Source organism: Gordonia sp. NPDC062954 (assembly GCF_044543825.1).
GTDB lineage: Bacteria > Actinomycetota > Actinomycetes > Mycobacteriales > Mycobacteriaceae > Gordonia > Gordonia tangerina.
In genome coordinates this window covers 239,829-263,237 of sequence record NZ_JBITWL010000003.1, presented here as the reverse complement: position 1 = coordinate 263,237, position 23,409 = coordinate 239,829, and the positions used below count along the sequence as shown (strand labels likewise).

Genomic DNA, 23,409 nt, shown 5'->3' with positions numbered 1-23,409 from the left:
GGTCCGATGACGAGCGGCGACGAGACGACCGGACCCTCTGATCCGACACCACCGGAGGCGGTGACCGAACCCCTCCTCCGTCCGGCCGAGGGCGTGCCGCCTGTGCTGACCAGCGCCGCCGAGTTCGCTGCGGCTGCCGAGTCCATCGCCGCCGCACATGGGCCGATCGCGGTGGACACCGAGCGCGCCTCCGGCTATCGCTACTCCCAACGGGCCTACCTGATCCAGATCCGCCGCACCGGTGCGGGCACCTTTCTGCTCGACCCGATCGAGGAGCCTGCCGCGCTGGCGCCGGTCATCGAAGCGCTGGACGGACCCGAGTGGGTCCTGCATGCCGCCGACCAGGACCTGCCCTGTCTGCGCGAGGTCGGCTTCGTCTGCCGCGAGCTCTACGACACCGAGTTGGCCGGACGCCTACTCGGCCTGAGCAAGGTGAATCTCGCCGCGATGGTGGCCGAGTTTCTCGGCCTCGGGCTCGTGAAGGGCCATGGCGCCGCCGATTGGTCGCGGCGGCCGCTACCCGCAGAGTGGCTGAACTATGCCGCCCTGGACGTGGAGGTCCTCGTCGAGCTGCGCGACGCGATGGATGCCGCCCTCGCCGCCGCCGGAAAGGACCAGTGGGCGCGCGAGGAGTTCCGGTTCGTGCTGGAGCGGCCACCTGCTCCCCCACGTCCCGACCGCTGGCGCAAGACGTCCAACATCCACACGATCAAGAACGTCCGGACCCTGGCCGCGATCCGCGAACTGTGGACCGCTCGTGAGGAACTCGCGCAACGTCGAGACGTCGCACCCGGGCGGGTACTGCCCGATTCGGCCATCGTCACCGCCGCCACCGCCAACCCCACGTCACAAGCGGAACTCACGCGCCTGCCCGTGTTCGGGGGTCCCCGCCAACGCCGCCAGGCCCACATCTGGCTGGGCGCGCTGGACCGGGCCCGGGAGCTCGCTGATGCCGACCTGCCTCCGCGCCGGTCCCCGACGACCGGACTTCCGCCGATCAATCGGTGGGATCAGCGCAATCCCGACGCGGCGGCGCGGGCCGCGCGGGTACGTCCCGTGATCCGAGAGATCGCCGAAGCGCACCAGGTGCCGACGGAAAACCTGCTCGCCCCCGAGGTGGTGCGGCAATTGTGCTGGGAGGGTGTGCCTCTGCCGGCCACCGCCGCGTCGGTTGCTGCCCGCCAGGCTGACGAGGGAGCCCGTCGATGGCAACGCGATCTGACCGCAGCTGCGATCGCAGAGGCACTCAACAGCGTCGACGCCGAGCCCTCCGCCACGAACCAGACCCCCGACGCCGAACGCCGCGACTGAAACACTCGGCCTCTGGCGGCGTCAGCCGTCGGCCTCGGGTGCGGCCGACACATCCGACTGGGACAGCTCGGACTCGTCCAACTCGCTATCGGCCGAGTCCCTCGCCGAGTGCATCTCGGCGACGGTCGCGGTGATGGTGCGCGCGAGATCCTGGGCGGTGAGACCGAAACCGGAGAGCAGTTGTCCGCGCGAGGCATGTTCGACGAACCGTTGCGGAATGCCCCGGTGATGCACCGGGACCGCGACGCCCGCGTCGGACAACGCGTCACTGACCGCCGACCCGACTCCGCCGCGCACACCGCTGTCCTCGAGAGTCACCACCAGTCGATGACGTCGGGCGAGATCGGCGATCGACCCCGGGACCGGTAGCACCCAGCGCGGGTCCACCACAGTTGCGTCGATGCCCTGCCGTCCGAGCCGCTGCGCAGTGTCCACCGCGAGACCGCAGAAGGCACCGACCGCGACGATGAGCACATCGCCGGCCGCCGCACCGACACCCGGCGCCACCCGATGCAGCACGTCAACGCCGTCTTCAAGGCGCTCGACCGCCCGGATATCTTCGGGCACAGCGCCTTTGGAGAATCGCACGGCGGTCGGGCAGTCGCTGACCGCGAGGGCTTCGGCAAATTCCTCGCGCAGCCGCACGGCGTCGCGCGGCGCGGCGACCCGTAGGCCGGGCACCAACGACATCAAGGACAGATCCCACATGCCGTGATGGCTGGGGCCGTCGGGTCCGGTGATACCGGAGCGGTCCAGCACCAGGGTCACCGGCAGCTTCAGCAGCGCCACATCCATCAGCAACTGGTCGAAGGCGCGGTTGAGGAAGGTGGAGTAGATCGCGACGACCGGATGGAGCCCACCGAGCGCCAGCCCCGCGGCCGAGGTCATCGCATGCTGCTCGGCGATCCCGACATCGAACATCCGGTCAGGGAACTTCTCGCCGAACGGCGTCAGACCGGTGGGACCGGGCATGGCCGCGGTGATCGCGACGATGTCGTCGCGGCGCGAGCCGGCCTCGATCAACGCCGCGGAGAACACCGAGGTCCAGTCCTGTGGCGACACGCTGGTGGCGCGTCCGGTCCGCGGATCGATGATCCCGGTTGAGTGCATCTGGTCGGCTTCGTGGTTCTCGGCGGGCGCATACCCCATCCCCTTCCGGGTGACGGTGTGCACGATGACCGGGGCACCGAATGCCTTGGCCTGCCCGAACGCCGACTCCAGTGCCGCGATGTCATGACCGTCGACCGGGCCGACGTACTTGATGCCCAGGTCGGTGAACATTGCCTGCGGGGAGAGCAGATCTTTGAGGCCGCTTTTCATCCCGTGCAGTACCGCGTACGCGGGTTCGCCGACCACCGGCAACTGCTTGACCGCGCGACGACTCTCGTCGAGGAAACGCTCGTAGGCCGGCTGCAGCCGCAACCCGGACAGGTGGCGGGCCAACCCGCCGATGGTGGGGGCATAGGACCGGCCGTTGTCGTTGACCACGATCACCACCGGTCGGTCGCCACCGGCGATGTTGTTCAACGCTTCCCAGCACATACCGCCGGTCAGCGCGCCGTCGCCGACGACGGCCACCACGGTCCGGTCAGCAGAGCCGGTCAACTCGAAGGATTTGGAAAGGCCGTCGGCGTAGGACAGTGCCGCCGACGCATGTGAGGACTCGACCCAGTCGTGCTCGCTCTCGGCGCGCTCCTGGTAGCCGGTGAGTCCGCCCTGCTGGCGCAGCCCGTCGAAACCGTCCTGCCGGCCGGTGACGATCTTGTGGACATAACTCTGATGTCCGGTGTCGAAGATGACCGGGTCGCGGGGGGACTCGAACACGCGGTGCAGCGCCAACGTCAGTTCCACGACCCCGAGATTGGGGCCGAGGTGCCCGCCGGTCGCGGACACCTTGTCGATGAGGAACGCCCGGATCTCGGCGGCCAGAGTGGTCATGTCCTCCGGCGACAGCGCCTGCAGATCGGTCGGCGAACCGATCTTCTCGAGCACGCCCATCGAGTCCTCCATCACATCCGTCGATTCAGATCAGCACGCCGGGCTGATGGCGTGCGTTCCATCGGGCGCTGTGGCCTCGATGGCTTTCCCGACAGTCTACGGACCGGACCCGGATCGTCGGATTCACGCCGACCGCCGCGCGCCCGTCGGATTGATCACACGCGGGTGGCGCGTCACCGTCGGCGATGTGCGGGCACCAAGGCGGCGATGACCTCGACGTGATGGGTCAACGGGAACGCGTCGAACGCCCTGATCTCCTGCACCCGATATCCCTGGTCACCGAAGAGGGCCAGATCGCGAGCGAATCGCCCGATGTCGCATCCCACGTGCACGATCACATCCGGATCGGCATCGGCGACCACACCGATCACTGCCGCGCCGGCACCGGTGCGCGGCGGGTCCAGGATCACCACGTCGGGGGTCGGCAGTTGCGCGGCCACCGTCGCCACCTCACCGCGATGCACCTCGACGATGCCGTCGTCGAAGGTGGCCTCGGCAGCAGCGAGGGCGGCCGCGTCGGAATCCACGACATGCACCGTGGCCACCGACCCGAGGTCCGCCCTGCCTGCCACATCGATCATCGCTGCCGCCAACACACCGGCCCCGCCGTACAGATCCCACACGACACCGTCCCCGCAACCGCCCGCCGCTGCGACCAGGTCCACGACCGTCTGCCCGTACGTCGCGGGGGCGGCGCGGTGGGCCTGCCAGAAACCGGTCACGGGGATCTGCCAGATCCGGTCGCCGACACGATGTGGCGCGGTGGCCGAACCCTCGACCACGCGTTGCGCGCGGGGCTGCTCACGCCGCCGCCGCGTCGCCTGCGCCGCGCCGCGGGCACCACGGCGTGCACCCCGCCGCACCGGCCGGGGAGGGGCGATTTCGATGATGTGGCGCCCACCGTCCATATCGGCGACGATCGCGAGGTCACCGCCCGGGGTCAGCTCGAGATCGTCGAGTCCGGCCAGCATCCCGGCCTCCGGGGCCGCACACGAATGGCCGGCGACGATGCCCGAGCCGTGCCGGGCGTGCATGCCCGCGCGGCCGGCGGAATCGATGCCGAGACGGGTCCGTACCCGCCAGCCGGTGCCGCTGTCACCCAGACCGGTCACCGGTGTGGACGCGATGCCGAGGTCGTCGAGCGCGTCAGCGCCGAATCCGCCGATCCGACCCAACGCGTCCCGCACGACCTGTGCCTTCAGGTCACGCGCATGCTCGACCGAAACGAACGCGAGGTCACAACATCCGGCACCGTGTCGGGCGGCATCACAGATCGGCTCGACCCGGAAGGGCGAGGGTTCGATGATCTCAACGACCTCGGCTCGAACGAAGCGCTCCCGGCTGTCGTCGACGATCCGAGCCCGGACCAGTTCACCCGGGATCGCATCCCGGACGAAGACGACCAGACCGTCGAGTCGACCGACCGCCTCGCCACCGTTGGCCGGACGGTCGGGCCGCAGCACGATCTCGCGGGGATCGTCGTCGGTTGTGCTCACCGTGCTGTCACCGGTCGTCGAGGTCGCTGCCCAGGGCCCGGCGCGTGTCCCCCGGCGCCGAGTACTCGAGGTCGCGATTCTTGAGTCGGATCGACGAGTTGAGCTGCCACGGCACAGACGTGACCATGACGCCCGGTTCGAACAGCAACCGTGTCTTGAGGCGCAGCGCCGACTGGTTGTGCAGGATCTGCTCCCACCAATGCCCGACCACGTATTCGGGAATGAAGACGGTGATCACGTCGCGCGGCGATTCGCGACGCACCCGACGCACATAGTCGATGACCGGGCGGGTGACCTCCCGGTACGGAGACGCAATCACCTTCAGCGGCACCGAGACCTCACTTGCCTCCCACTGCGATACCAGCTTGCGTGTATCGCGGTCGTCGACGTTGACGGTGATCGCCTCCAGGACGTCGGGTCGCGTTGCCCGGGCGTAGAGCACGGCGCGACGGGTGGCCAGATGCAGCGTGGAGACCAGCACGATCGAGTGAGTGCGGCTGGGCAGCACCGAATCCTCGTCGGCCCGCTCGAGTTCGCGCTGCACGGTCGAATAGTGCAGGTGGATCAGCTTCATCAACACGAACAACACCACCATCGCGAGGATCGCGATCCAGGCGCCCTGGGTGAACTTGGTCACCAGCACCACCACCAACACGGTCGCCGTCATCACCAGGCCGACAGCGTTGATCACCCGCGACCGCTGCATCCGGTGGCGCGCATGCGGGTCGGTCTCGGTCCGCAGGTGACGTGTCCAATGTCGGACCATGCCCGTCTGGCTGAGCGTAAACGAGACGAACACCCCGACGATGTAGAGCTGGATCAGCGACGTGACCTGCGCGCCGAACGCGATCACGAAGACCATCGCGGCGACCGCGAGGAACACGATGCCGTTGCTGAAAGCGAGCCGATCACCGCGGGTGTGCAGCTGACGCGGCAGGTACCGGTCCTGCGCAAGCACCGAGCCGAGCACGGGGAACCCGTTGAATGCGGTGTTGGCGGCCAAGATCAGGATCAGTGCGGTGACGGTCGCGACGAAGTAGAAGCCCGGCGTGAACGAGTCGAACACCGCATGTGCCAGCTGGGCGATCATCGCCTTCTGCTGATACCCCTCCGGGGCGCCGATGAGATCCTGCTCCGGGTTCTCGACGTACTTGGCGCCGATCTGCTGGGCGAGCAGGACGATACCCATCAGCAGCGTGATGGAAAAAGCTCCGAGCAGCAGCAGTGTGGTCGCCGCGTTGCGGGACTTGGGTTTCCGGAAGGCCGGAACGCCGTTGCTGATGGCCTCCACGCCGGTCAACGCGGCACATCCGGAGGAGAACGCCCGGGCGATCAGGAACACGAAAGCGATACCGACGAGGTGGCTGTCCTCGGCGCGGATCTCGAAATCGGCCGTCTCGGACTGGATGTCCTCACCCAGCACGAAGATCTCCAGGAATCCCCAGATCAGCATCGCGGAGACACCGAAGATGAAGGCGTAGGTGGGGATCGCGAGTACTGCCCCCGATTCCTTGATCCCGCGCAGGTTGACCGCGGCGAGCAACGCGATCGCGGCGACACTGAACCACACCTTGTGTTCGGAGACGAACGGGATGGCCGAGCCCACGTTCTCGGCGGCCGACGCGATCGACACCGCGACGGTGAGCACATAGTCGACCAGCAGCGCGCTGCCCACAGTGAGTCCGGCGTTGGGACCGAGGTTGACCGTCGCCACCTCGTAGTCACCGCCACCGGACGGATAGGCGTGCACGTTCTGCCGGTAGCTGGCCACCACCACGATCATCACGACGGCGACCGCTACTGCCACCCACGGGGTGAAGACCAGACCACTGAGTCCGGCGATGGACAGCACCAGGAAGATCTCCTGCGGTGCGTAGGCCACCGAAGACATCGCGTCGGAAGCGAACACCGGCAGCGCGATGCGCTTGGGCAGCAGGGTGTGACCCAGTTTGTCGCTGCGGAACGGGCGGCCGAGCAGAATCCGTTTGGTCGCTACGGACACCTTGGACACGGTGGACACCAGGCAACACTAGAGCGTGTAGTAGACAAAGGCCACAAGGGACCGGCCGCATCGATCCGGCCACCACGGATGTGTAACGTCGTCGCCCGACACGTCGGTGTGCGCGGTAGGTTCGATGGGTCCGTACCGCGCTTGCATCGTCGTCGCGGGATGTCCGCACAGTCGGAAGGGTGCACGTGCAGGTAGTCATCATGGGGTGCGGTCGCGTGGGTTCATCGCTGGCGATGGCCATGCAGAAGCGGGGCCACGACGTCGCGGTCATCGACCGTGACGAGTCGTCGTTCATCCGGCTGAGCCCGCAGTTCGTCGGCACCACCGTGGTGGGCGTCGGCTTCGACCGGGATGTACTGACGCGCGCGGGTATCGAGAAGGCCGACGCGTTCGCGGCGGTGTCCTCCGGGGACAACTCCAACATCATCTCCGCGCGTGTCGCGCGGGAGACCTTCGGGGTCGAACGCGTCGTCGCACGCATCTACGACGCAAAACGCGCGCAGGTCTACGAACGGCTCGGCATCCCCACCGTCGCCACCGTGCCGTGGACGACGGAGCGATTCGTCTCGGCGCTCGGCGAGACCTCCACCACCATCGAATGGCGAGATCCGTCGGGGTCATTGGTCATCGCCGAACTCGAGGTCGACGAATCCTGGATCGGGGTGAAGGTCGGCAAGTTCCAGGAAGAGACCGGTGGGCGGATCGCCTTCCTGAACCGACTGGGGAACCCAATCCTTCCTGATGCGAAAACCGTTGTGCAGCAAGATGACCTCATCTATGCGGCGATCCCGACCGAGCAGCTCGATGCCGCTCGCGCCACTGCCCGGTCCCCGCGGATCACATCCGACTGACTCAGCTGAGGGAGAAGACGATGAAGGTTGCCATCGCCGGTGCGGGCGCGGTCGGGCGCTCGATCGCGCGGGAGTTGCTGGTCAACAGGCACGAGGTGACGCTGTTCGAACGCAAGTCGGCCCATATCGATCCCGGAGCCGTGCCCGACGCGAACTGGGTACAGGCCGATGCGTGCGAGCTCAGCAATCTCGAACGGGCCGAGCTGCAGACCTATGACGTGATGGTCGCGGCCACCGGCGACGACAAGGCGAACCTCGTGGTGAGCCTGCTCGCCAAGACCGAGTTCGCAGTCAATCGGGTGGTGGCACGTGTCAACGACCCCCGCAACGAGTGGTTGTTCGACGAGGACTGGGGCGTCGACGTCGCCGTCTCGACCCCCCGCATCCTGGCGTCCCTGGTCGAGGAGGCGGTGTCTGTCGGAGACCTGGTGCGTCTGATGACGTTTCGTCAGGGACAGGCCAACCTGGTGGAACTCACCTTGCCGGCCAACACACCGCTGGCGGGTAAACCCGTTCGCAAACTCGCGCTACCCCGCGACGCCGCACTCGTGACCATCCTGCGCGGCGGTCGGGTCATCGTGCCGCAGAACGACGACCCGATCGAGGGCGGCGACGAATTGGTTTTCATCGCTCCGGCCGAGGCGGAACCGGCGCTCTACGAAGCGATGCGCCTGGGTAACTGAACCGATCGAGGAGACCCGGCGCCGGGGTCAGTGCCGGCCGGTGTCGGTCTCGGCGACTTCGGGATCGGACTGCTCGTCGGCCACGATCCGATCCTCCTCCTTGCTCGCGCGGCGCACCAGCAGCACCGTCGCCAGCACCGCCAGCGCGGTCAGCGGCCACCCCATCGCGATCCGGGAGACCGCAAGCCAGCCGGTGCTGCCGTGATCGTAGAGTTCGGATTGCGTCAGATATCGGGCGGCGAAGACCAGTGCCCAGAAGGCCGTTGCGAGATCGTAGGCACGCAAGGTCTTGCGGTGTCGGCGCCAGTCCATACCCTCGCCGCTGATGAGATTCCAGATCACACCCACCAACGGCCACCGCACCAGGATCGACCCCACGAACACGATCGCGTAGGCCAGCGTGGTCCAGATGCCGAACAGGAAGTAACCCTTGGCGTCGCCGGTCCGGTAGGCGATGAACACACAGATCGCGACCCCGATCAGACCGGAGATCGCCGGGTTCAAGGGTTCGCGGCGGAGTAGCCGGATCACGAACACGGCCAGCGCCGCGATGAGCGCCGCAACGATCGCCGCCGTGAGTCCCCACGCGGAGTTGACGGGCACGAAGACGACGATGGGCACCGTCGAATAGATCAGCCCGGATACGCCACCCATCTGTTCCAGCACAGACGGGCGAACATCGGATTCGGGTGCGCCACCGAGTGTGGGTTCCGACGGGTCTGGCGACGACGTCATTCGTCGTCGGGGCCCTGGAGTTCGTAATACGGGTTGTAGATGAGCTTGGTGCCGTCATGTTCGGCCAGTCGGCCCCGCACAGTGATCTTGCGGCCCGGTTCGATCCCCGGGATCCGATTGCGACCGAGCCATTTGAGCATCACGGTGTCCGACCCGTCGAAGAACTCCGCTTTGACGCCGACCTTTGCCGCACGTGAGCAGGTCTCCACTGACCGCAATTCGCCGTGCATCGTTACCTCGTCGCCACGACAGCACTCCGCGGCGCGCTGGGCGCCGGAGGCACGCGACTCCTCGGCGATCTCCACGGCGTCGGCGTCGCCGAGATCTTCGGTCAGCCTGCGGGTCAACCGCTTCAGGTAGCCGGTGGTAGGCATCGCACCCTCCCCTTGGGTGACGCGTCTCTCGTCGAGACATTGGTGAAACATTGTGGGGCGGATTCGCCGACCCTGCTTACAGTCGCCAGCGTAATCCCGTCCGTACTCTGGGTACAACGTCGGGCATGATCATGACATGCCCGCGACACGCCCGCCGGTTCGCCCGGTTGCGCAGAAGCTCGTGGCCATTCCCGGAACCGGTTCGGACGCCGATTTCGTCCGCCGGGCATTCGGCCCCGCCGCCGCTCGATGCGGATTGACACTGGTGGCGCTCGAACCCTCGACCGACCTCGTGGACGGACATCTCCGACGCCTCGACGAGATGGCGGCGACGTCGGGTCCGCTCGTGGTCGGTGGGGTGTCGATCGGCGCAGCGATCGCGCTGGCCTGGGCGTTAAACCACGACTGCGCGGGAGTGTGGGCGGCGTTGCCGGCATGGAGTGGGGACCCCGCAAAGGCTCCGGGGGCAGCGGGGGCGGCGGCCACGGCCGCGGCCCTGGCACGTGACGGTCTGGAGACGACGATCGCGGCGATGGCCGCGTCGAGCCCGCCCTGGCTGGCGACCGAGCTGAGCCGGTCATGGCGCGCGCTGCATCCGGCGCTCGGCGGCCATCTGACCCAGGCTGCGCAATTCCACGGGCCGACGATGACCGAGATCTCGACACTGTCGGCGCCGCTCGCGGTGACCGCGGCCGTCGATGACCCGGTTCACCCGCTGGCGGTCGGTCGCTCCTGGGTGCGCGCGGCACCGCGTGCGGTGCTGAACGAGGTGACCCTCGACGAGTGGGGCAACGATCCGTCGACGCTCGGCTTGCGCTGTGCTCGCGGGTGGCAAACGCTGCGCTGATCACGTCCGGGCACGGCGAATCGGGACGATCAGCCTCGCCGGTCGCGCCGGAGGCGCTGCATCGCCGAACCGGATGAGCGCGGCATCGGTTCGGGGTCGTCGGACTGCGGCTGCGCGATGTCGGGCGCAGCCGATTGCGGAGCGACGCCGGGCGTCGACTCACCCTGCGAGCCGGCCTCCTGTTGTTGCGCCATCTGCTCTTGTGCCGCAGCGACCTGCTCCGCCAGCACCGGCGGCAACACCACCGGCAGCGGGTCGCGCGGCGGAAACGGTTCCGTGCCGCGGCGCACCACCGACTCGGCCAGCACCGCGCGCGCCAACCGGCCCAGTTCATCGGCGCGGTCATCGGGTCCGCTGGCGACGCAGCGGACCATCCACCGCGGCCCGTCCACACCGAGGAAACGATGCACGCCGCCGGGCACGGTGGCGACCACCTCCCTACCCCAGTGGCCATCCTCGACCGCCACCGACGCACCCTCGTCACGCAGCGACTCGGCGAGCTCGCGCACCACTTCACGCCACAGGCCCGGTGATTTCGGTGCCGCGAAGGCGCTGACGTTTATGCGCCCATGTGGCGTCACCAGATAAACGGCTTCCGGCTGATGATCGGCCGACATCTCGACGGTCACCTGACCACCCTCGACCACCGGGACCAACACCGATCCGAGGTCGAGATGGGAGTTCCCGAGCTCCTCGGCCGGCGTCGTCAGCGCTTCGATGTCGTACGGCCCCTGGGCGGTGCCGATGCGCAGGTCGCCGTCGGTGTCATCGTCGTTGGCTGCCATGTCGTCTACTCCTCGATGTCACGTGTCGTCGGGTGATCCGATCCGCGGTCACCATCGGGTGCCGCCGCGGCCAGAATCGCGTGTCCACCGCTGGAACCGTGTCCGCCGAGTCCACGGCTGGTCTCGTCGAGCTCGTCTACCTCGACGAAGTCCGGTAACTCGACGCGCTGCACGAGCAACTGCGCGATCCGGTCTCCGCGGGTGATCACGATCGACTCGTCGGGGTCGAGGTTGATCAGGCACACCTTGATCTCGCCGCGGTAGCCGGCATCGATGGTGCCCGGGCTGTTGACGATGGACAGGCCGGCGCGTGCGGCGAGCCCAGACCGCGGATGGACCAGCCCGACCGTGCCGATCGGCAACGCCACCGCGATCCCGGTACCGACCAGCTGCCGCCGACCGGGCGGCAACTCGAGGTCGATCGTCGAACACAAGTCGACACCGGCGTCGCCGGCATGCGCGCGGGTGGGCACAGGAATGTCGGGGTCGAGTCGGCGGAGGGCGATCGGTTCGCTCGCGTCGCCCCGGTCGTTTGTCACGGTGGGAGAATTCGGCGCCACGAGGGCAGACTACGCTGGTCGCGTGACTCCCCCTGAAGCAGCTGATGATCCGGCCGGTCGTCCCTCCGGCGACGGCCCAGGTGAGTCAAGAAATGGCGCGCAGCACCCGGCGACAGAACGCCATCCGGCGTCGGACCGGTTCGCCGAACGCCTGAGGGTGCCCTGGTGGTGGTGGCTGGCCGCCGCCGTGGTGACCGGCGTCGTCGGCTACGAGATTCAGCTGTCCGCGCACCGGTCGGCGTGGAGTGTCGCAGGCTACGTCGTGGTGGGCGTGTTGTGTGCCTCGGTGCTGTGGTCGATGGGGCGGGTCTCGGTCCGGGTCACCGCCGAGCGGGAGCTACACGCCGGTCGGGCGCGCCTGCCGCGCGGCGTCATCGCACGCGGCGCAACCGTGCCGGCGACCGCCAAGAGTGCCGCACTCGGTCGACAACTGGATCCGGCCGCGTTCCTCATGCACCGCGCCTGGGTGAAGACGATGGTGTTGCTCGTGCTCGACGACCCGGACGACCCCACCCCGTACTGGCTGGTGTCCACGCGCGACCCGGCCGGACTGCTCGCCGCGCTCGACGTGCCGGACGCCGCCGCCGAGGCCGGTATCGCCGACTGACCCGGCGGGGATGAACAAGAGGGCGGGATGAACGACGGGGCGGGCCCGATTTCGGTCGGCCCGCCCCATTCATTCTGGGTGCATTTGTGGTGCTGAGCCGCGAGTCTGCGGCGCTCGTCAGGCGCAGTCCACGCAGATCCGCGAGTTGCCGTTCTCCCGCGCCAGCCGGCTGCGGTGATAGACGAGAAAGCAGCTGGTGCAGGTGAATTCGTCGGCCTGCTTCGGGATGACCCGAACCGAGAGCTCCTCGCCCGAGAGATCGGCGCCGGGGAGTTCGAAGGATTCCGCGGTGTCGCCCTCATCGACGTCGACGGCAGCCGACTGCGCCTCGCTGCGGCGGGCCTTCAGCTCCTCGAGCGAGTCCTCGTTCAGATCCTCGGTGTCTGTGCGACGTGGCGCGTCATAATCAGTAGCCATTGTGTGCCTTACCTATGTGAGAGTGTGCGAGCGCTCTCGGTTGTCCAGGCTTGTGGCCGGACAAACGTAGGTGCGCGGACCCGCCGGGATTGTCTTGCCGTCGGGCGTCACTTCAACGTCATGACCGGTGCAATTCGTTACCCAGGACCCTGCAGATCGGAGTGATTTTCATCACATCCGACTCGCATGCCTTCCGTCTGCTTCGGAGGGCGGGCGCCCGAAGCCTAGTGCACCGATGCCGCTGGGTCAACGGCGGAGCCATTCGGATCATTCCCTGGCGTGTTCCATCGGCGAAGCCGGCCCGTTCGGCCGAGACAACGGGTCCACCGGCCTGTCTACGCCGAGCGCCGGCGCCGACCCTCTAGAGTGGTGCCGCAGGTCGAGGTGAGAAGGAGCCGATTCGCGGTGGTGTCGCAAATTACCGGGGGAACATCGGTTGACGCCAGAGGTCGTCCGTTCCGGCGGCGCCGGGCACGTCCGGCGATCATCGCCGCAGTCGTGCTGCTGGTGGCCGCGGTGATCACGTGGGCGGTGGCATTGGGCGAATCGGGGCCCGCCGCGATCCCCACCGCATGCAACCAACCCACACCCGCATCAGCGGATCCGTCCGCTCCGCCCCCGGCGACTCCGGCCGCGGAGCCGCCGGAGCTGGCCGCGGCCGACCGGGACGAGATGCTCGAGGTGACCCCGGCGGCGCTGTCCACCTTCCAGGTCCGTGTGCTCAACGCGTCGTCTCAGCGCGGTGCCGCCCGGTCGGTGTCCGATGACCTGACGGCCCAGGGCTTCACCCCGGTCGCCGATGCCCCGTATGCCGACGACACCGTGTATCCCAATCGCGACCTGGCGTGCTATGCGCAGATTCGATTCGGGCCGGCCGGCCAGTCCGCCGCCGCGGCGGTGTGGCTGGCACTACCCTGCGCGCAGCCCGTCCTCGACGGCCGAACCGACAATTCCGTCGATGTCGCGCTCGGCGAGTACTACGAGGCCCGGGAACAATCCCAGGACGCGCAGGCCGCATTGGAGGCTCTACGCTCGGCCGATCCGAAGAACCCCCAGACCGGTGCGGACCCCGGTCTCGTCAAGGCAGTGCACTCCTCGTCCTGCTGACCGCCCTCGACCGAGCGGCCAGTCCCACCTACCCGAGCGTTGACTGGGCACCATTTCCCGTTGACTGGGCACTGGGTAGCGCAGAGCCACCCGACGTCGACTCCGGCCTTCTGCGCACTCGAGCAGAATCAGCGCCCTCGACGCGGTGGAGCGCGTCCCTAGCCTCGATCTTTCACGTGGCTGGGTGATGGGCGGCGTGTGATACGCGAAAGTGCCTGTCTGCTGGGGGATTCTTGGCTTGTCGAAGGTCAAGGTCCGCCGAGCAGAGAGGCACTCCGCAGGTGAAGGGTAGCTGGTATCCACGGTTGGTTGTTAGACGCGGCCACGAGTCGCTGGTCTCCTCGTCGGGGGCAGTGTTGTTACGCGAGGCGGTTCGGCTCTCGGGGCTGGACGCGGTGCTCTCAGACGCGCTGGCGCCATGGCGGTCCGATCGCGCTCTGCACGATCCTGCGAAGGTCCTCGTCGATGAGGCGATGGTGCTGGCATTGGGTGGTGACTGCATGGCTGATCTGGCGGTGCTGCGCGCACAACCCGGGGTGTTCGGCACGGTGGCCTCGGATGCGACGGCATCGCGGGTGCTGTCGGCATTGGCGGCCGGTGGGGACGAGGCGCTCTCGGCGATCCGCGACGCGCGGGTGCGGGCTCGCGACCGGGTGTGGTCACAGCGCCGTCCGCTCGGTTCCAGCCTTTCGGGGCAGGTCATCGTCGATGTCGATGCCACCGTGGTGACCGCGCACTCCGAGAAAGAGTCGGCTGCACCGACCTATAAACGCACGTTCGGGTTTCATCCGATGTGTGCGTTGGTCGACCATGGCGAACACGGCACCGGAGAACCCCTGGTGCTGACGTTGCGAGCGGGAAATGCCTCCGCCGCGATGGGTGCTGCTGACCACATCGCTGTCCTCGATGCAGCGCTGGCCCAGTTACCGGCCACCGACCGTGCTCAGGTGTTGGTGCGTACCGACACCGGTGGCTGTTCGAAAGCGTTTTTGCATCACATCACCGACGCCAGGTTGCAGTACTCCATCGGATTCGGGGTCAGCGACCCGATCCGGGCTGCAATCGCCACGATCCCTGTGCAGGCGTGGCGCGCAGCACTCAACGGTGACGGCGAGGCTCGCGACGGAGCCCAGGTCGCCGAACTGACCGCCTGGATGCCCACCACGACCCGCGATCACCTCAGTGGCCTTAACGTGTGGCCTGTCGGGATGCGGATTATCGCGCGCCGCGAACGCCCCCACCCCGGCGCGCAACTACGACTCACCGACGAAGACGGCTGGCGTATCACCTGCTTTGCCACCAACACCCGAGGACCAGGCTGGACACTGCCAATGCTCGAGGTGCGTCACCGCCAGCGTGCCCGTGCCGAGGACCGTATCCGCAGCCTCAAAGACACCGAGATGCGTAATCTGCCTTTCCACGGTTTCGCGCACAACCAGCTGTGGCTCGAAATCGTGTCCCTGGCCGCAGAATTGATCGCTTGGACCCAAACATTGGGATTCCACGAACACAGTCCGGTACGCCGATGGGCACCCAAGAAGCTGCGCCTGCGTCTGTTCTCGGTCGCTGGACGCATCGTGCATACCGGGCGGCGACGGCGACTGCACCTCCCCCGAGACTGGCCCTACCTCGACCTCCTCGACACCGCCTGGACCACCTTGCAGACCGCCTGAGCCGTCGCTCCCACCCGAACAACCAAGGACCTCGAACAGCCGGCGACCGAACGCCGGGAATCGCCCCTGCTCACCCCACGCTGACCCGCTGACCACCACAAACGCCGGCCACGTGAAAGATCGAGGCTAGTGTCCCGCGTCGGCGGACATGGTCCTGCGTGCCCCGAGTCGGTCGAGAACCTCGATGAAGTCGTCGGCGATGCCGGGCGCACACGCGATAGTGACGTGACCGTCCGACGAGCGCGAATCCGGTGGCGGGGTGTGCACCACTGCGCCCGCCTCGGCGGCAATCAATCCGCCGGCCGCCCAGTCCCACGGGCTCAATCCGTGTTCGAAATGCGCATCCACCGCACCACTTGCGACCATGCACAGATCCAAGGCGGCCGCGCCGACCCGCCGCAGATCACGAACCTGCGGCAGCAACTCGGCGACGATGGCCCCTTGCTCGGCCCGACGGCGCGCGTCATAGGAGAAACCCGTCGCGACCAGGGCGAGCTCGACACGATCGATCGGGTTACAGGCCAGCGCAATCGGCCCGGTGCCGGCGTCGAGGCGTGCACCTGCGCCGAGCGACGCGGAGTACGTGATCGCACGCGCCACATCCACCACCGCACCGGCAACCGAACGACCGTCCACCTGGGCGGCAACCGAGACCGCATAGGCCGGGATGCCGTACATGAAGTTCACGGTTCCGTCGATGGGGTCCACCACCCAGCGCACTCCGGACGGCACATCGACCGAGCCACCCGCTTCCTCGCCCAACACCTCGTCGCCGGGCCGGCGTGCGCGCAATTCGGATCGGACGAGCTGTTCGGTCTCGGTGTCGGCGAGCGTCACCGGATCAGTGGGCGTCGATTTGGTGCTGACGGCCGGCGCCTGGGTGGATCGGTCCGATCCGGTATCGACCGCGCCGGGGTCGTGACCGGGCCGGGCGCCGAACAACTCGGATCGCCGGACCCGTACATGGGCGGCGGCACGTTGTGCCACATCGATTGCGACACGCTCGAGTTCGTCGAAGCCGGGATCATCGGTCACGCCACCATGTCAGCACACCGACACCGGCCGCGTCGCGGCGGGATGAGCGGTGAACACCGGGACCGGCAACGATGACGAGTTGGTGTCGACCACAGCGTCGCGTCCGCGCGCTGGATAGCCTAGGTCGCACACGATTTCCCCGAGTACGGGGAACCCGACGGTTCGATCAGAGAGGACCCGGACATGAGCGATGCCGAGGCAGCGAGCACCGAGACAGCCACCCCCACCAACCTCGGATTCGGCGTCGACGTCGGTGGTTCCGGAATCAAGGGCGGCATCGTCGACCTCGACAGCGGCGAGCTGGTCGGCGAGCGCTTCAAAGTGCTCACACCTCAGCCCTCGACGCCAGAGGCCGTGGCCGGCGGTGTGGCCGAGGTCGTCGAACACTTCGGGTGGACCGGACCGGTCGGCATCACCCTGCCCGGCGTGGTCACCGACGGCATCATGCGCACCGCAGCCAACATCGACAAGGGCTGGATCGACACCGACGTCTACGAGCTGTTCAGCTCGCATCTGGGGGGTCGGCAGGTCTCGGTGCTCAACGACGCCGACGCCGCCGGGATGGCCGAGGACCGCTACGGTGCGGCGGCCGATGTGGACGGCGTCGTGATGCTGCTGACTCTGGGCACCGGCATCGGCTCGGCGATCCTGATCGACGGCACGCTGGTACCCAACACCGAGCTCGGGCACATGATCGTCGACGGCAAAGAAGCCGAACACCGGGCGTCGTCGAAGGTGAAAGAAGACAAGGGCTGGAGCTATGAGAAGTGGGCCGGCAAGGTCTCCAAGGTTCTCGAGGCCTACGAAGTTCTGTTCTGGCCCAAGGTCTTCGTGATCGGCGGTGGTATCAGTCGCAAGAGTGACAAATGGGTGCCGTTCCTCACCAACTCGACACCGGTCGTGCCCGCGACGTTGAAGAACACCGCGGGTATCGTCGGCGCGGCGATGGCGGTGACCGCCGGGCTACGCGCCTGACCGCCTCGTGGAGGTGATCGGGGCGGATCGCGACGTGGCCTGACCAGGGCTTTGCCACATGGTGCGAGGCGATGTCGTTACAATGGTCCACACCGGTCATCGCGCACCGAGAAATCAAGCCCCTGATCCGCGTCGGCGTGCGCCGCCGTCGGTGGATACACGAGTCAGTTCCGAAAGGTTGTACGTGGCAGCCACCAAGACCCGACAGGCCGACGTCGACGAATCGACAGACGCAACTACCGCCACGGAGCCTGCGCCGGCCCAACGGACCGCCAAGAAAGCCGCCAAGAAGGCCACCGCCCGCAAGGCACCCGCGAAAAAGGCAGCAAAGAAGGCGGCGAGCAAGCGCGCCCCGAAGAAGGGCACCAAGCCTGCCGAATCCGACGGCGAGTCGACCGAAGATCTCGACGACAGCGGCACCATCGACGACATCGATGGTCCCGATACCGAACTCGGCGACGATGTCGAGATCGACGACATCGAGGTCGACGAGGACGATGACGCCTCCGACGACGACTCCTCCGATGATGACGAGGACGACGACACGGCCGACGCCGAGACCGCACCTGCGGCGACGAAGGCCACCGGCACCAAGGCCAAAGCGGACAGCAAGGAGAAGACCTCCGGTGACTTCGTCTGGGACGAAGAAGAATCCGAGGCACTCCGCCAGGCCCGCAAGGACGCCGAACTCACCGCGTCGGCCGACTCCGTCCGCGCCTATCTGAAGCAGATCGGCAAGGTCGCCCTGCTCAACGCCGAGGAGGAGGTCGAACTCGCCAAGCGCATCGAAGCCGGCCTGTTCGCAACCGAGCGGCTGCGCCGGATCGTCGATTCCGGCGAGAAGATCAGCACCGCCGCCAAACGCGACCTGAACTGGATCTCCCGCGACGGAAACCGTGCCAAGAACCACCTGCTCGAGGCAAACCTCCGGCTCGTGGTGTCGCTGGCCAAGCGCTACACCGGTCGCGGTATGGCGTTCCTGGATCTCATCCAAGAGGGCAACCTCGGTCTGATCCGCGCCGTGGAGAAGTTCGACTACACCAAGGGCTACAAGTTCTCCACCTACGCGACGTGGTGGATCCGGCAGGCGATCACCCGTGCGATGGCCGACCAGGCACGCACCATCCGCATCCCGGTGCACATGGTGGAGGTCATCAACAAGCTGGGCCGGATCCAGCGCGAACTGCTCCAGGATCTCGGCCGCGAGCCCACACCGGAGGAGCTCGCCAAGGAGATGGACATCACGCCGGAGAAGGTGCTGGAGATCCAGCAGTACGCGCGTGAACCGATCTCACTGGACCAGACCATCGGCGACGAGGGCGACAGCCAACTCGGTGACTTCATCGAGGACTCCGAGGCCGTGGTCGCGGTGGACGCCGTGAGTTTCACCCTGCTGCAAGACCAGCTGCAGTCGGTGCTGGAGACGCTGTCCGAACGCGAGGCCGGTGTGGTCCGGCTACGCTTCGGTCTCACCGACGGCCAGCCACGGACCCTCGACGAGATCGGTCAGGTCTACGGCGTGACGCGCGAACGTATCCGCCAGATCGAGTCGAAGACGATGTCGAAGTTGCGGCACCCGTCGCGGTCGCAGGTGCTGCGCGACTACCTGGACTGATCTCGGCTCGATGGGTCCGAATCCGACCCGGAGATCTTCGTCACGAACGCGGGCGGTGCGAAAGCACCGTCCGCGTTCGCCTTATATGGGTGTACGTCGATGACGGCATCGACCGGCAATGCGCCGTAGAGATGGGGGAACCGCATCCCCTCAGGATCAGACGGCACTCCCGGTTCCCAGACGACCGGCGCCGACAGCCGGTCCGGGTCGATGACGAGCAGCACGAGGTCGTCGCGTCCGGCATACAGCCGGTTGGCGGGGAGATGGACCTGAGCGGGCCCAGAGAGGTGGATGAACCCGACTTCGGTGAGCGACGGCGGTTCGTGAGATCCGGCCCGGCGCGACTGCTCCCATTCGACGCGGGCACACAGGTGCAGCAGCACAGGCTCGGAGTCGACATTCATTGGTCGTTGCTTAAACCATCCGGCAGCCGGCTTGTCAAGAGTTGTGCGCGGTCGGATTCTCCCGACCGCGCCAAATGCACGAATCGGGTCTGTCTGCCCTTACGATTCTCCGCATGCTGGTGACCCGACGAGCCATCGACCTCCTGAGGGTGGCGTCGATGCTGTGTCTGCGGCGCCGCGGCCCGATCTGATCGAGATGCCGCGGCGCGTACCCCATCGCGCCAGCGTCTGCCAGGGTTTCCCGGCTACCGGTGCGTGTCCGCACAACCCCGAGTCATTTGAACCGAAAGTTCTCATCGCATGCGCACCATCGTCCTGATCGGCCTGGTCGGTCTCGCCGCTCAACTCGTCGACGGCAGCCTCGGCATGGCCTACGGCGTCACCACCACCACCCTGTTGTTGGCCATCGGGGCCAACCCCGCCGCCGCGTCGGCCACGGTCCACCTGGCCGAGATCGGGACCACACTCGTGTCCGGGGTATCGCATTGGCGCTTCGGCAACGTCGACTGGAAGGTCGTCCGACGCATCGCCCTGCCCGGCGCGATCGGCGCGTTTCTCGGCGCGACCGTGTTGTCGAATCTCTCCACCGAGGCTGCGGCTCCGCTGATGGCCATCATCCTGTTGCTGCTGGGTCTCTACATCCTGACCCGGTTCACCTTCCAGGGCATCCCGCGTCAGCATCTCGGCAAGCCGCTGCGCAAGCGGTTCCTGTCCCCGCTGGGACTCGTCGCCGGTTTCGTCGATGCCACCGGTGGCGGCGGTTGGGGGCCCGTCGGCACCCCGGCCATACTCGCCAGCGGGCGACTCGAACCGCGCAAGGTCATCGGTTCCATCGACACCAGCGAGTTCATCATCGCGGTGGCCGCGAGTCTGGGCTTCCTGGTGAGTCTGGGCTCGCAAGGGATCAACTTCGCATGGGTCGGCGCGATCCTGGTCGGTGGGATCATCGCTGCCCCGATAGCGGCCTGGCTGGTCCGGCACATCCCGCCGCGGCTGCTCGGCGCCTCGGTCGGTGGTCTGATCGTGCTCACCAACACCCGCAGCCTGCTGCGCAGCGATCTCGTCGACGTCCCGTCGACCGCACAGACGGGCATCTACCTCACGATCATCGTGCTCTCGGTGGCCGCCTTCGCGTACTCGCTGCGGGAGTACCTGCGTGACCGCGAGAACGAGTCGTCGGACGCCGTCAGTCGGCTGCGTGCCGAGCAGGCCGAGGCTGTGGAGCGCGAACCCGATGAGGCCGCTGAGCCGACCGGTACCCCGGCCGTGGGCTGATGCGACTCCGAGCACACATGGTCGACGACGATGTGCTGGGCTCGTGTGAGCGTTGTCTCAGCACACGTAAACTCGGATTGAGCGCGTGTTGCCGCTGGAGCAGCACGGGTTAACGGTGAGTGACGACACACCCGGGCGACCCGCGGAACAATACGAAACGCTCATACGTCTGAAAGGGTGAGGGTGACGCATCAGACCGATGTGTCGGCTCACGAAGGGAAAGGCGACCGGCAACGACGCCACCGCCGGACCGGGACGGAGGAACTATGTCAGACACAGCCACCACAGCCCCGATCTCCATGCCGCTGACCGCCGCCGATCGCTGTGATCGTTGCGGAGCGGCCGCCAAGGTGCGGGCTGTACTGCCCGCCGGTGGCGAGCTTCTCTTCTGCCGCCACCACTTCAACGAGCACGAGGCCAAGCTCGTGGAGCTGTCCGCAGTCGTGGAGTCGAGCGAAGAATTGGTCTGAATCGTCCACACGATGTCGCGACCCGGTCGGAGTGATCCGGCCGGGTCGCTGTCGTATCACCGTCGAATGGGCACCGTTTCTCGAGTGGGCGCCGTTTGTCGTCGAGTGGGCGCCTCTTGTCGTCGAGGTTGCGCCCAACCGCGGGTACCTAATTCAGCGCCACTCACGCAGCGCGGAGATCCGCTCACGGAGTTGCTCGGCGGTGGCCATCGCCGTGGGTGGACCACCGAGACGCTCGCGAAGTTCGTTGTGAACCATGCCGTGTGGCTTACCGGTGCGATGGTGGTGCATCGCGACCAGCGTGTTGAGCTCCTTGCGCAGGGCGTGCAGATTCTCCCCGGTCGGGCGCGCAGGCGCAGCGGTCTCGATCACCTGGGCAGGACCGGCCGCCGACCGCTGTGACACCTGCTCGGCCTGCCGTTTGCGAAGCAGCTCACGCACCTGATCGGCATCAAGGAGCCCTGGTAGACCCAGATAGTCCTCTTCCTCGTCGCTGCCCGAGAACGTCGCCGTCCCGTAGGAGGCGCCGTCGAAGATGAGTTGGTCCAGTTCGGCGTCGGCGTGCAGCGACTGGAAGGCCTTCTCGTCCTCGCCTTCTTCGTCCTTTTGCTTGTTGGCATCGATCAACAGCGCGTCATCGAGGCCGTCGCTGTCCCGATGTGGTTTACCCAGGACGTGATCGCGTTCGGCCTCCATCTTGGAGGCCAGGTCGAGCAGCACCGGAACCGACGGCAGGAACACACTGGCGGTTTCGCCCGGGCGCCGGGAACGGACGAAGCGACCGATCGCCTGAGCGAAGAACAGAGGCGTCGACGAGCTCGTCGCGTACACGCCCACCGCCAGCCGAGGCACGTCGACCCCCTCGGACACCATGCGCACCGCCACCATCCACTCGTCGCGCGATGCCGCGAACTCGGCGATACGTGAGGACGACTTGGGATCGTCGGACAGCACCAGCGTCGGCCGGGTACCGGTGATCGCGGTGAGTAGTTCCGCGTAGTCGCGGGCGACGGTCTGGTCGGTCGCGATGACCAACCCGCCGGCATCGGGCATTCCGCCGGCGCGAAGCTGTCGCAGCCGCGTGCTGGCGGCCTCGAGTACCGACGGAATCCAGTCCCCATGCGGGTCCAACGCGGTCCGCCAGGCGCGGGCGGTGTGTTCGGCCGACAGTGGCTCACCCAACCGCGCCGTGAACTCCTCCCCCGCGCTGGTACGCCAGCTGGCCTGCCCGCTGTACGCGAGGAACATGACCGGACGGACGACGCCGTCGGCGAGTGCGTCGGCGTAACCGTAGGTGTGATCGGCCACCGACCGCAGCACCCCGCCCGGCTCGGGCTCATACGTCACGAACGGGATGGGCGAGTCGTCGGAACGGAATGGCGTTCCCGTCAGCGACAGGCGGCGGGTGGCGTCGGAGAAGGCCTCGCGAATCGCGTCTCCCCACGACTTCGCGTCCCCGCCATGGTGGATCTCGTCGAGGATCACCAGCGTGCGCCTGTTCTCCGTGCGCACCCGGTGCCGCGACGGGTGCGCGGCGACCTGCGCATAGGTCAGCGCCACACCGTGATAGTCCGAACTGGTCTGTCCGGTCGCGTTGCGGAACCTCGAGTCCAACGCGATGCCCACCCGGGCGGCCGCCTCGGCCCACTGGTGCTTGAGGTGTTCGGTCGGGGCCACCACGGCGATCTGCTCGACGGTGCGGTCGTCGAGGAGCTCACGCGCCACGCGCAGGCCGAACGTGGTCTTACCCGCACCCGGCGTCGCGACGGCCATGAAGTCGACCGGTCGGCGGGTGAGGTATTTCGTCAACGCCCGCCGCTGCCACGCGCGCAGTGGTGGACCTGGGGGGATGGTTGCCTCTTCGGCTGCCGTGCCGTCGGCTGCTGAAGTCACTCGTGCACTGCTCCTGACACCTGGTCTGACCGGACTGTCCGTTCGGGACACATTCGGGACATGAAATGTCCCCTCGGGGTGAGAACCGTCGGAGGGGACGCGAGCAATGGTACTCCGGACCACCGAGCGGCTACCCGATCGACTCGCGCAGCGTCCCCGACGGGTGGTGAATCGACGACGGCACACCACCGGGGGCCCGGTTGCCCCGTTTCGTCGCCGGATCAGGGATGCTGGAGCCATCAGCAGTCGAAACCGGAACCCCGTACCGATCACCGAGGACACCACGT

Annotated in this window: 22 protein-coding genes; 11 read left to right on the top strand and 11 right to left on the bottom strand. The window is 67.3% G+C overall.

Annotation, left to right across the window (positions count from 1 at the left end):
• The first annotated feature begins 6 nt into the window (after positions 1 to 6).
• Positions 7 to 1,311 (top strand): HRDC domain-containing protein, encoded by a 1,305-nt coding sequence (locus ACIGKQ_RS05335; protein WP_396572608.1) that lies wholly within the window; start codon positions 7 to 9, stop codon positions 1,309 to 1,311.
• Positions 1,312 to 1,332: 21 nt separating this feature from the next.
• Here the strand turns inward: ACIGKQ_RS05335 and dxs are convergent, their stop codons facing one another.
• The 3 genes from dxs to ACIGKQ_RS05320 all read right to left on the bottom strand — a co-directional run bounded on the left by dxs (position 1,333) and on the right by ACIGKQ_RS05320 (position 6,825).
• Positions 1,333 to 3,309: a 1-deoxy-D-xylulose-5-phosphate synthase gene (gene dxs, locus ACIGKQ_RS05330; protein WP_396572644.1), complete on the bottom strand. Its 1,977-nt coding sequence runs from the start codon at positions 3,307 to 3,309 to the stop codon at positions 1,333 to 1,335.
• Positions 3,310 to 3,482: 173 nt separating this feature from the next.
• The gene (locus ACIGKQ_RS05325) at positions 3,483 to 4,805 is read right to left on the bottom strand and encodes a class I SAM-dependent RNA methyltransferase (protein ID WP_396572606.1); all 1,323 of its coding nucleotides are present in this window, start codon (positions 4,803 to 4,805) and stop codon (positions 3,483 to 3,485) included.
• A gap of 7 nt (positions 4,806 to 4,812) precedes the next feature.
• Entirely contained in the window at positions 4,813 to 6,825 is a 2,013-nt protein-coding gene (locus ACIGKQ_RS05320) for an APC family permease (RefSeq protein WP_266062613.1), read from the bottom strand.
• Between the two features lie 176 nt (positions 6,826 to 7,001).
• Here ACIGKQ_RS05320 and ACIGKQ_RS05315 point away from each other — a divergent pair, with 176 nt between their 5' ends.
• Together ACIGKQ_RS05315 and ACIGKQ_RS05310 are read left to right on the top strand one after the other, a co-directional pair.
• Entirely contained in the window at positions 7,002 to 7,667 is a 666-nt protein-coding gene (locus ACIGKQ_RS05315) for a TrkA family potassium uptake protein (RefSeq protein ID WP_235722374.1), read from the top strand.
• Between the two features lie 20 nt (positions 7,668 to 7,687).
• Positions 7,688 to 8,350 (top strand): TrkA family potassium uptake protein, encoded by a 663-nt coding sequence (locus ACIGKQ_RS05310; protein ID WP_235722141.1) that lies wholly within the window; start codon positions 7,688 to 7,690, stop codon positions 8,348 to 8,350.
• 27 nt (positions 8,351 to 8,377) lie between these two features.
• On the opposite strand, the gene ACIGKQ_RS05305 is transcribed toward ACIGKQ_RS05310, so the two are convergent.
• Together ACIGKQ_RS05305 and ACIGKQ_RS05300 are read right to left on the bottom strand one after the other, a co-directional pair.
• Positions 8,378 to 9,085: a DUF3159 domain-containing protein gene (locus tag ACIGKQ_RS05305; protein WP_266062612.1), complete on the bottom strand. Its 708-nt coding sequence runs from the start codon at positions 9,083 to 9,085 to the stop codon at positions 8,378 to 8,380.
• Positions 9,082 to 9,459 (bottom strand): OB-fold nucleic acid binding domain-containing protein, encoded by a 378-nt coding sequence (locus ACIGKQ_RS05300; protein ID WP_235722143.1) that lies wholly within the window; start codon positions 9,457 to 9,459, stop codon positions 9,082 to 9,084. The genes ACIGKQ_RS05305 and ACIGKQ_RS05300 overlap by 4 nt, the downstream gene beginning before the upstream one ends.
• Positions 9,460 to 9,595: 136 nt before the next feature.
• Between ACIGKQ_RS05300 and ACIGKQ_RS05295 the strand changes: the two genes are divergently transcribed.
• Positions 9,596 to 10,306, top strand: a complete 711-nt coding sequence (locus ACIGKQ_RS05295) for an alpha/beta hydrolase (RefSeq protein WP_396572603.1) — start codon at positions 9,596 to 9,598, stop codon at positions 10,304 to 10,306.
• Between the two features lie 29 nt (positions 10,307 to 10,335).
• Here the strand turns inward: ACIGKQ_RS05295 and ACIGKQ_RS05290 are convergent, their stop codons facing one another.
• Both ACIGKQ_RS05290 and dut read right to left on the bottom strand, forming a co-directional pair.
• A complete protein-coding gene (locus tag ACIGKQ_RS05290; protein WP_396572601.1) occupies positions 10,336 to 11,091 on the bottom strand; it encodes a DUF3710 domain-containing protein in 756 nt (251 codons plus the stop codon).
• Between the two features lie 5 nt (positions 11,092 to 11,096).
• Complete coding sequence (gene dut, locus ACIGKQ_RS05285) at positions 11,097 to 11,630, bottom strand: dUTP diphosphatase (protein WP_235722146.1); 534 nt, start codon at positions 11,628 to 11,630, stop codon at positions 11,097 to 11,099.
• Positions 11,631 to 11,673: 43 nt separating this feature from the next.
• Here dut and ACIGKQ_RS05280 point away from each other — a divergent pair, with 43 nt between their 5' ends.
• Positions 11,674 to 12,258, top strand: a complete 585-nt coding sequence (locus ACIGKQ_RS05280) for a DUF3093 domain-containing protein (RefSeq protein ID WP_235722147.1) — start codon at positions 11,674 to 11,676, stop codon at positions 12,256 to 12,258.
• Between the two features lie 117 nt (positions 12,259 to 12,375).
• Here ACIGKQ_RS05280 and ACIGKQ_RS05275 read toward each other — a convergent pair whose 3' ends face one another.
• Positions 12,376 to 12,675, bottom strand: coding sequence for a DUF4193 domain-containing protein (locus tag ACIGKQ_RS05275; protein WP_235722148.1), 300 nt, complete (start codon positions 12,673 to 12,675; stop codon positions 12,376 to 12,378).
• A gap of 405 nt (positions 12,676 to 13,080) precedes the next feature.
• On the opposite strand from ACIGKQ_RS05275, the gene cei reads away from it, so the two are divergent.
• Together cei and ACIGKQ_RS05265 are read left to right on the top strand one after the other, a co-directional pair.
• On the top strand, positions 13,081 to 13,782 hold the full coding sequence (gene cei / locus ACIGKQ_RS05270) for an envelope integrity protein Cei (RefSeq protein WP_266062608.1): 702 nt from the start codon (positions 13,081 to 13,083) through the stop codon (positions 13,780 to 13,782).
• Positions 13,783 to 14,063: 281 nt separating this feature from the next.
• A complete protein-coding gene (locus tag ACIGKQ_RS05265) occupies positions 14,064 to 15,455 on the top strand; it encodes an IS1380 family transposase (protein WP_396572599.1) in 1,392 nt (463 codons plus the stop codon).
• A 126-nt stretch (positions 15,456 to 15,581) separates the two neighbouring features.
• Here the strand turns inward: ACIGKQ_RS05265 and ACIGKQ_RS05260 are convergent, their stop codons facing one another.
• A complete protein-coding gene (locus ACIGKQ_RS05260) occupies positions 15,582 to 16,490 on the bottom strand; it encodes an inositol monophosphatase family protein (RefSeq protein ID WP_328713336.1) in 909 nt (302 codons plus the stop codon).
• Between the two features lie 183 nt (positions 16,491 to 16,673).
• Between ACIGKQ_RS05260 and ppgK the strand changes: the two genes are divergently transcribed.
• Positions 16,674 to 17,465 (top strand): polyphosphate--glucose phosphotransferase, encoded by a 792-nt coding sequence (gene ppgK / locus ACIGKQ_RS05255; RefSeq protein WP_235722151.1) that lies wholly within the window; start codon positions 16,674 to 16,676, stop codon positions 17,463 to 17,465.
• 184 nt (positions 17,466 to 17,649) lie between these two features.
• Positions 17,650 to 19,080: an RNA polymerase sigma factor gene (locus ACIGKQ_RS05250; protein ID WP_266062606.1), complete on the top strand. Its 1,431-nt coding sequence runs from the start codon at positions 17,650 to 17,652 to the stop codon at positions 19,078 to 19,080.
• On the opposite strand, the gene ACIGKQ_RS05245 is transcribed toward ACIGKQ_RS05250, so the two are convergent.
• Positions 19,068 to 19,484 carry a DUF952 domain-containing protein gene (locus tag ACIGKQ_RS05245; RefSeq protein ID WP_235722153.1) on the bottom strand — a complete coding sequence of 139 codons (417 nt, stop codon included), beginning with the start codon at positions 19,482 to 19,484 and terminating at the stop codon, positions 19,068 to 19,070. The genes ACIGKQ_RS05250 and ACIGKQ_RS05245 overlap by 13 nt on opposite strands.
• A gap of 300 nt (positions 19,485 to 19,784) precedes the next feature.
• Between ACIGKQ_RS05245 and ACIGKQ_RS05240 the strand changes: the two genes are divergently transcribed.
• Together ACIGKQ_RS05240 and ACIGKQ_RS05235 are read left to right on the top strand one after the other, a co-directional pair.
• Positions 19,785 to 20,759: a sulfite exporter TauE/SafE family protein gene (locus tag ACIGKQ_RS05240; protein ID WP_396572596.1), complete on the top strand. Its 975-nt coding sequence runs from the start codon at positions 19,785 to 19,787 to the stop codon at positions 20,757 to 20,759.
• Positions 20,760 to 21,025: 266 nt separating this feature from the next.
• The gene (locus ACIGKQ_RS05235; RefSeq protein ID WP_160902505.1) at positions 21,026 to 21,229 is read left to right on the top strand and encodes a hypothetical protein; all 204 of its coding nucleotides are present in this window, start codon (positions 21,026 to 21,028) and stop codon (positions 21,227 to 21,229) included.
• A 153-nt stretch (positions 21,230 to 21,382) separates the two neighbouring features.
• Here the strand turns inward: ACIGKQ_RS05235 and ACIGKQ_RS05230 are convergent, their stop codons facing one another.
• On the bottom strand, positions 21,383 to 23,122 hold the full coding sequence (locus ACIGKQ_RS05230; protein ID WP_266062603.1) for a DEAD/DEAH box helicase: 1,740 nt from the start codon (positions 23,120 to 23,122) through the stop codon (positions 21,383 to 21,385).
• Between the last annotated feature and the right edge of the window lie 287 nt (positions 23,123 to 23,409).

What these genes read in the sequence shown, in the direction of transcription:
- ACIGKQ_RS05310 (WP_235722141.1), top strand. Translation starts at nt 7,688, where the DNA reads ATGAAGGTTGCCATCGCCGGTGCGGGCGCGGTCGGGCGCTCGATCGCG.
- ACIGKQ_RS05290 (WP_396572601.1), bottom strand. Translation starts at nt 11,091, where the DNA reads ATGGCAGCCAACGACGATGACACCGACGGCGACCTGCGCATCGGCACC.
- ppgK (WP_235722151.1), top strand. Translation starts at nt 16,674, where the DNA reads ATGAGCGATGCCGAGGCAGCGAGCACCGAGACAGCCACCCCCACCAAC.
- dxs (WP_396572644.1), bottom strand. Translation starts at nt 3,309, where the DNA reads ATGGGCGTGCTCGAGAAGATCGGTTCGCCGACCGATCTGCAGGCGCTG.
- ACIGKQ_RS05275 (WP_235722148.1), bottom strand. Translation starts at nt 12,675, where the DNA reads ATGGCTACTGATTATGACGCGCCACGTCGCACAGACACCGAGGATCTG.
- ACIGKQ_RS05235 (WP_160902505.1), top strand. Translation starts at nt 21,026, where the DNA reads ATGTCAGACACAGCCACCACAGCCCCGATCTCCATGCCGCTGACCGCC.
- ACIGKQ_RS05245 (WP_235722153.1), bottom strand. Translation starts at nt 19,484, where the DNA reads ATGAATGTCGACTCCGAGCCTGTGCTGCTGCACCTGTGTGCCCGCGTC.
- ACIGKQ_RS05305 (WP_266062612.1), bottom strand. Translation starts at nt 9,085, where the DNA reads ATGACGTCGTCGCCAGACCCGTCGGAACCCACACTCGGTGGCGCACCC.
- ACIGKQ_RS05240 (WP_396572596.1), top strand. Translation starts at nt 19,785, where the DNA reads ATGCGCACCATCGTCCTGATCGGCCTGGTCGGTCTCGCCGCTCAACTC.
- ACIGKQ_RS05295 (WP_396572603.1), top strand. Translation starts at nt 9,596, where the DNA reads ATGCCCGCGACACGCCCGCCGGTTCGCCCGGTTGCGCAGAAGCTCGTG.
- ACIGKQ_RS05335 (WP_396572608.1), top strand. Translation starts at nt 7, where the DNA reads ATGACGAGCGGCGACGAGACGACCGGACCCTCTGATCCGACACCACCG.
- ACIGKQ_RS05300 (WP_235722143.1), bottom strand. Translation starts at nt 9,459, where the DNA reads ATGCCTACCACCGGCTACCTGAAGCGGTTGACCCGCAGGCTGACCGAA.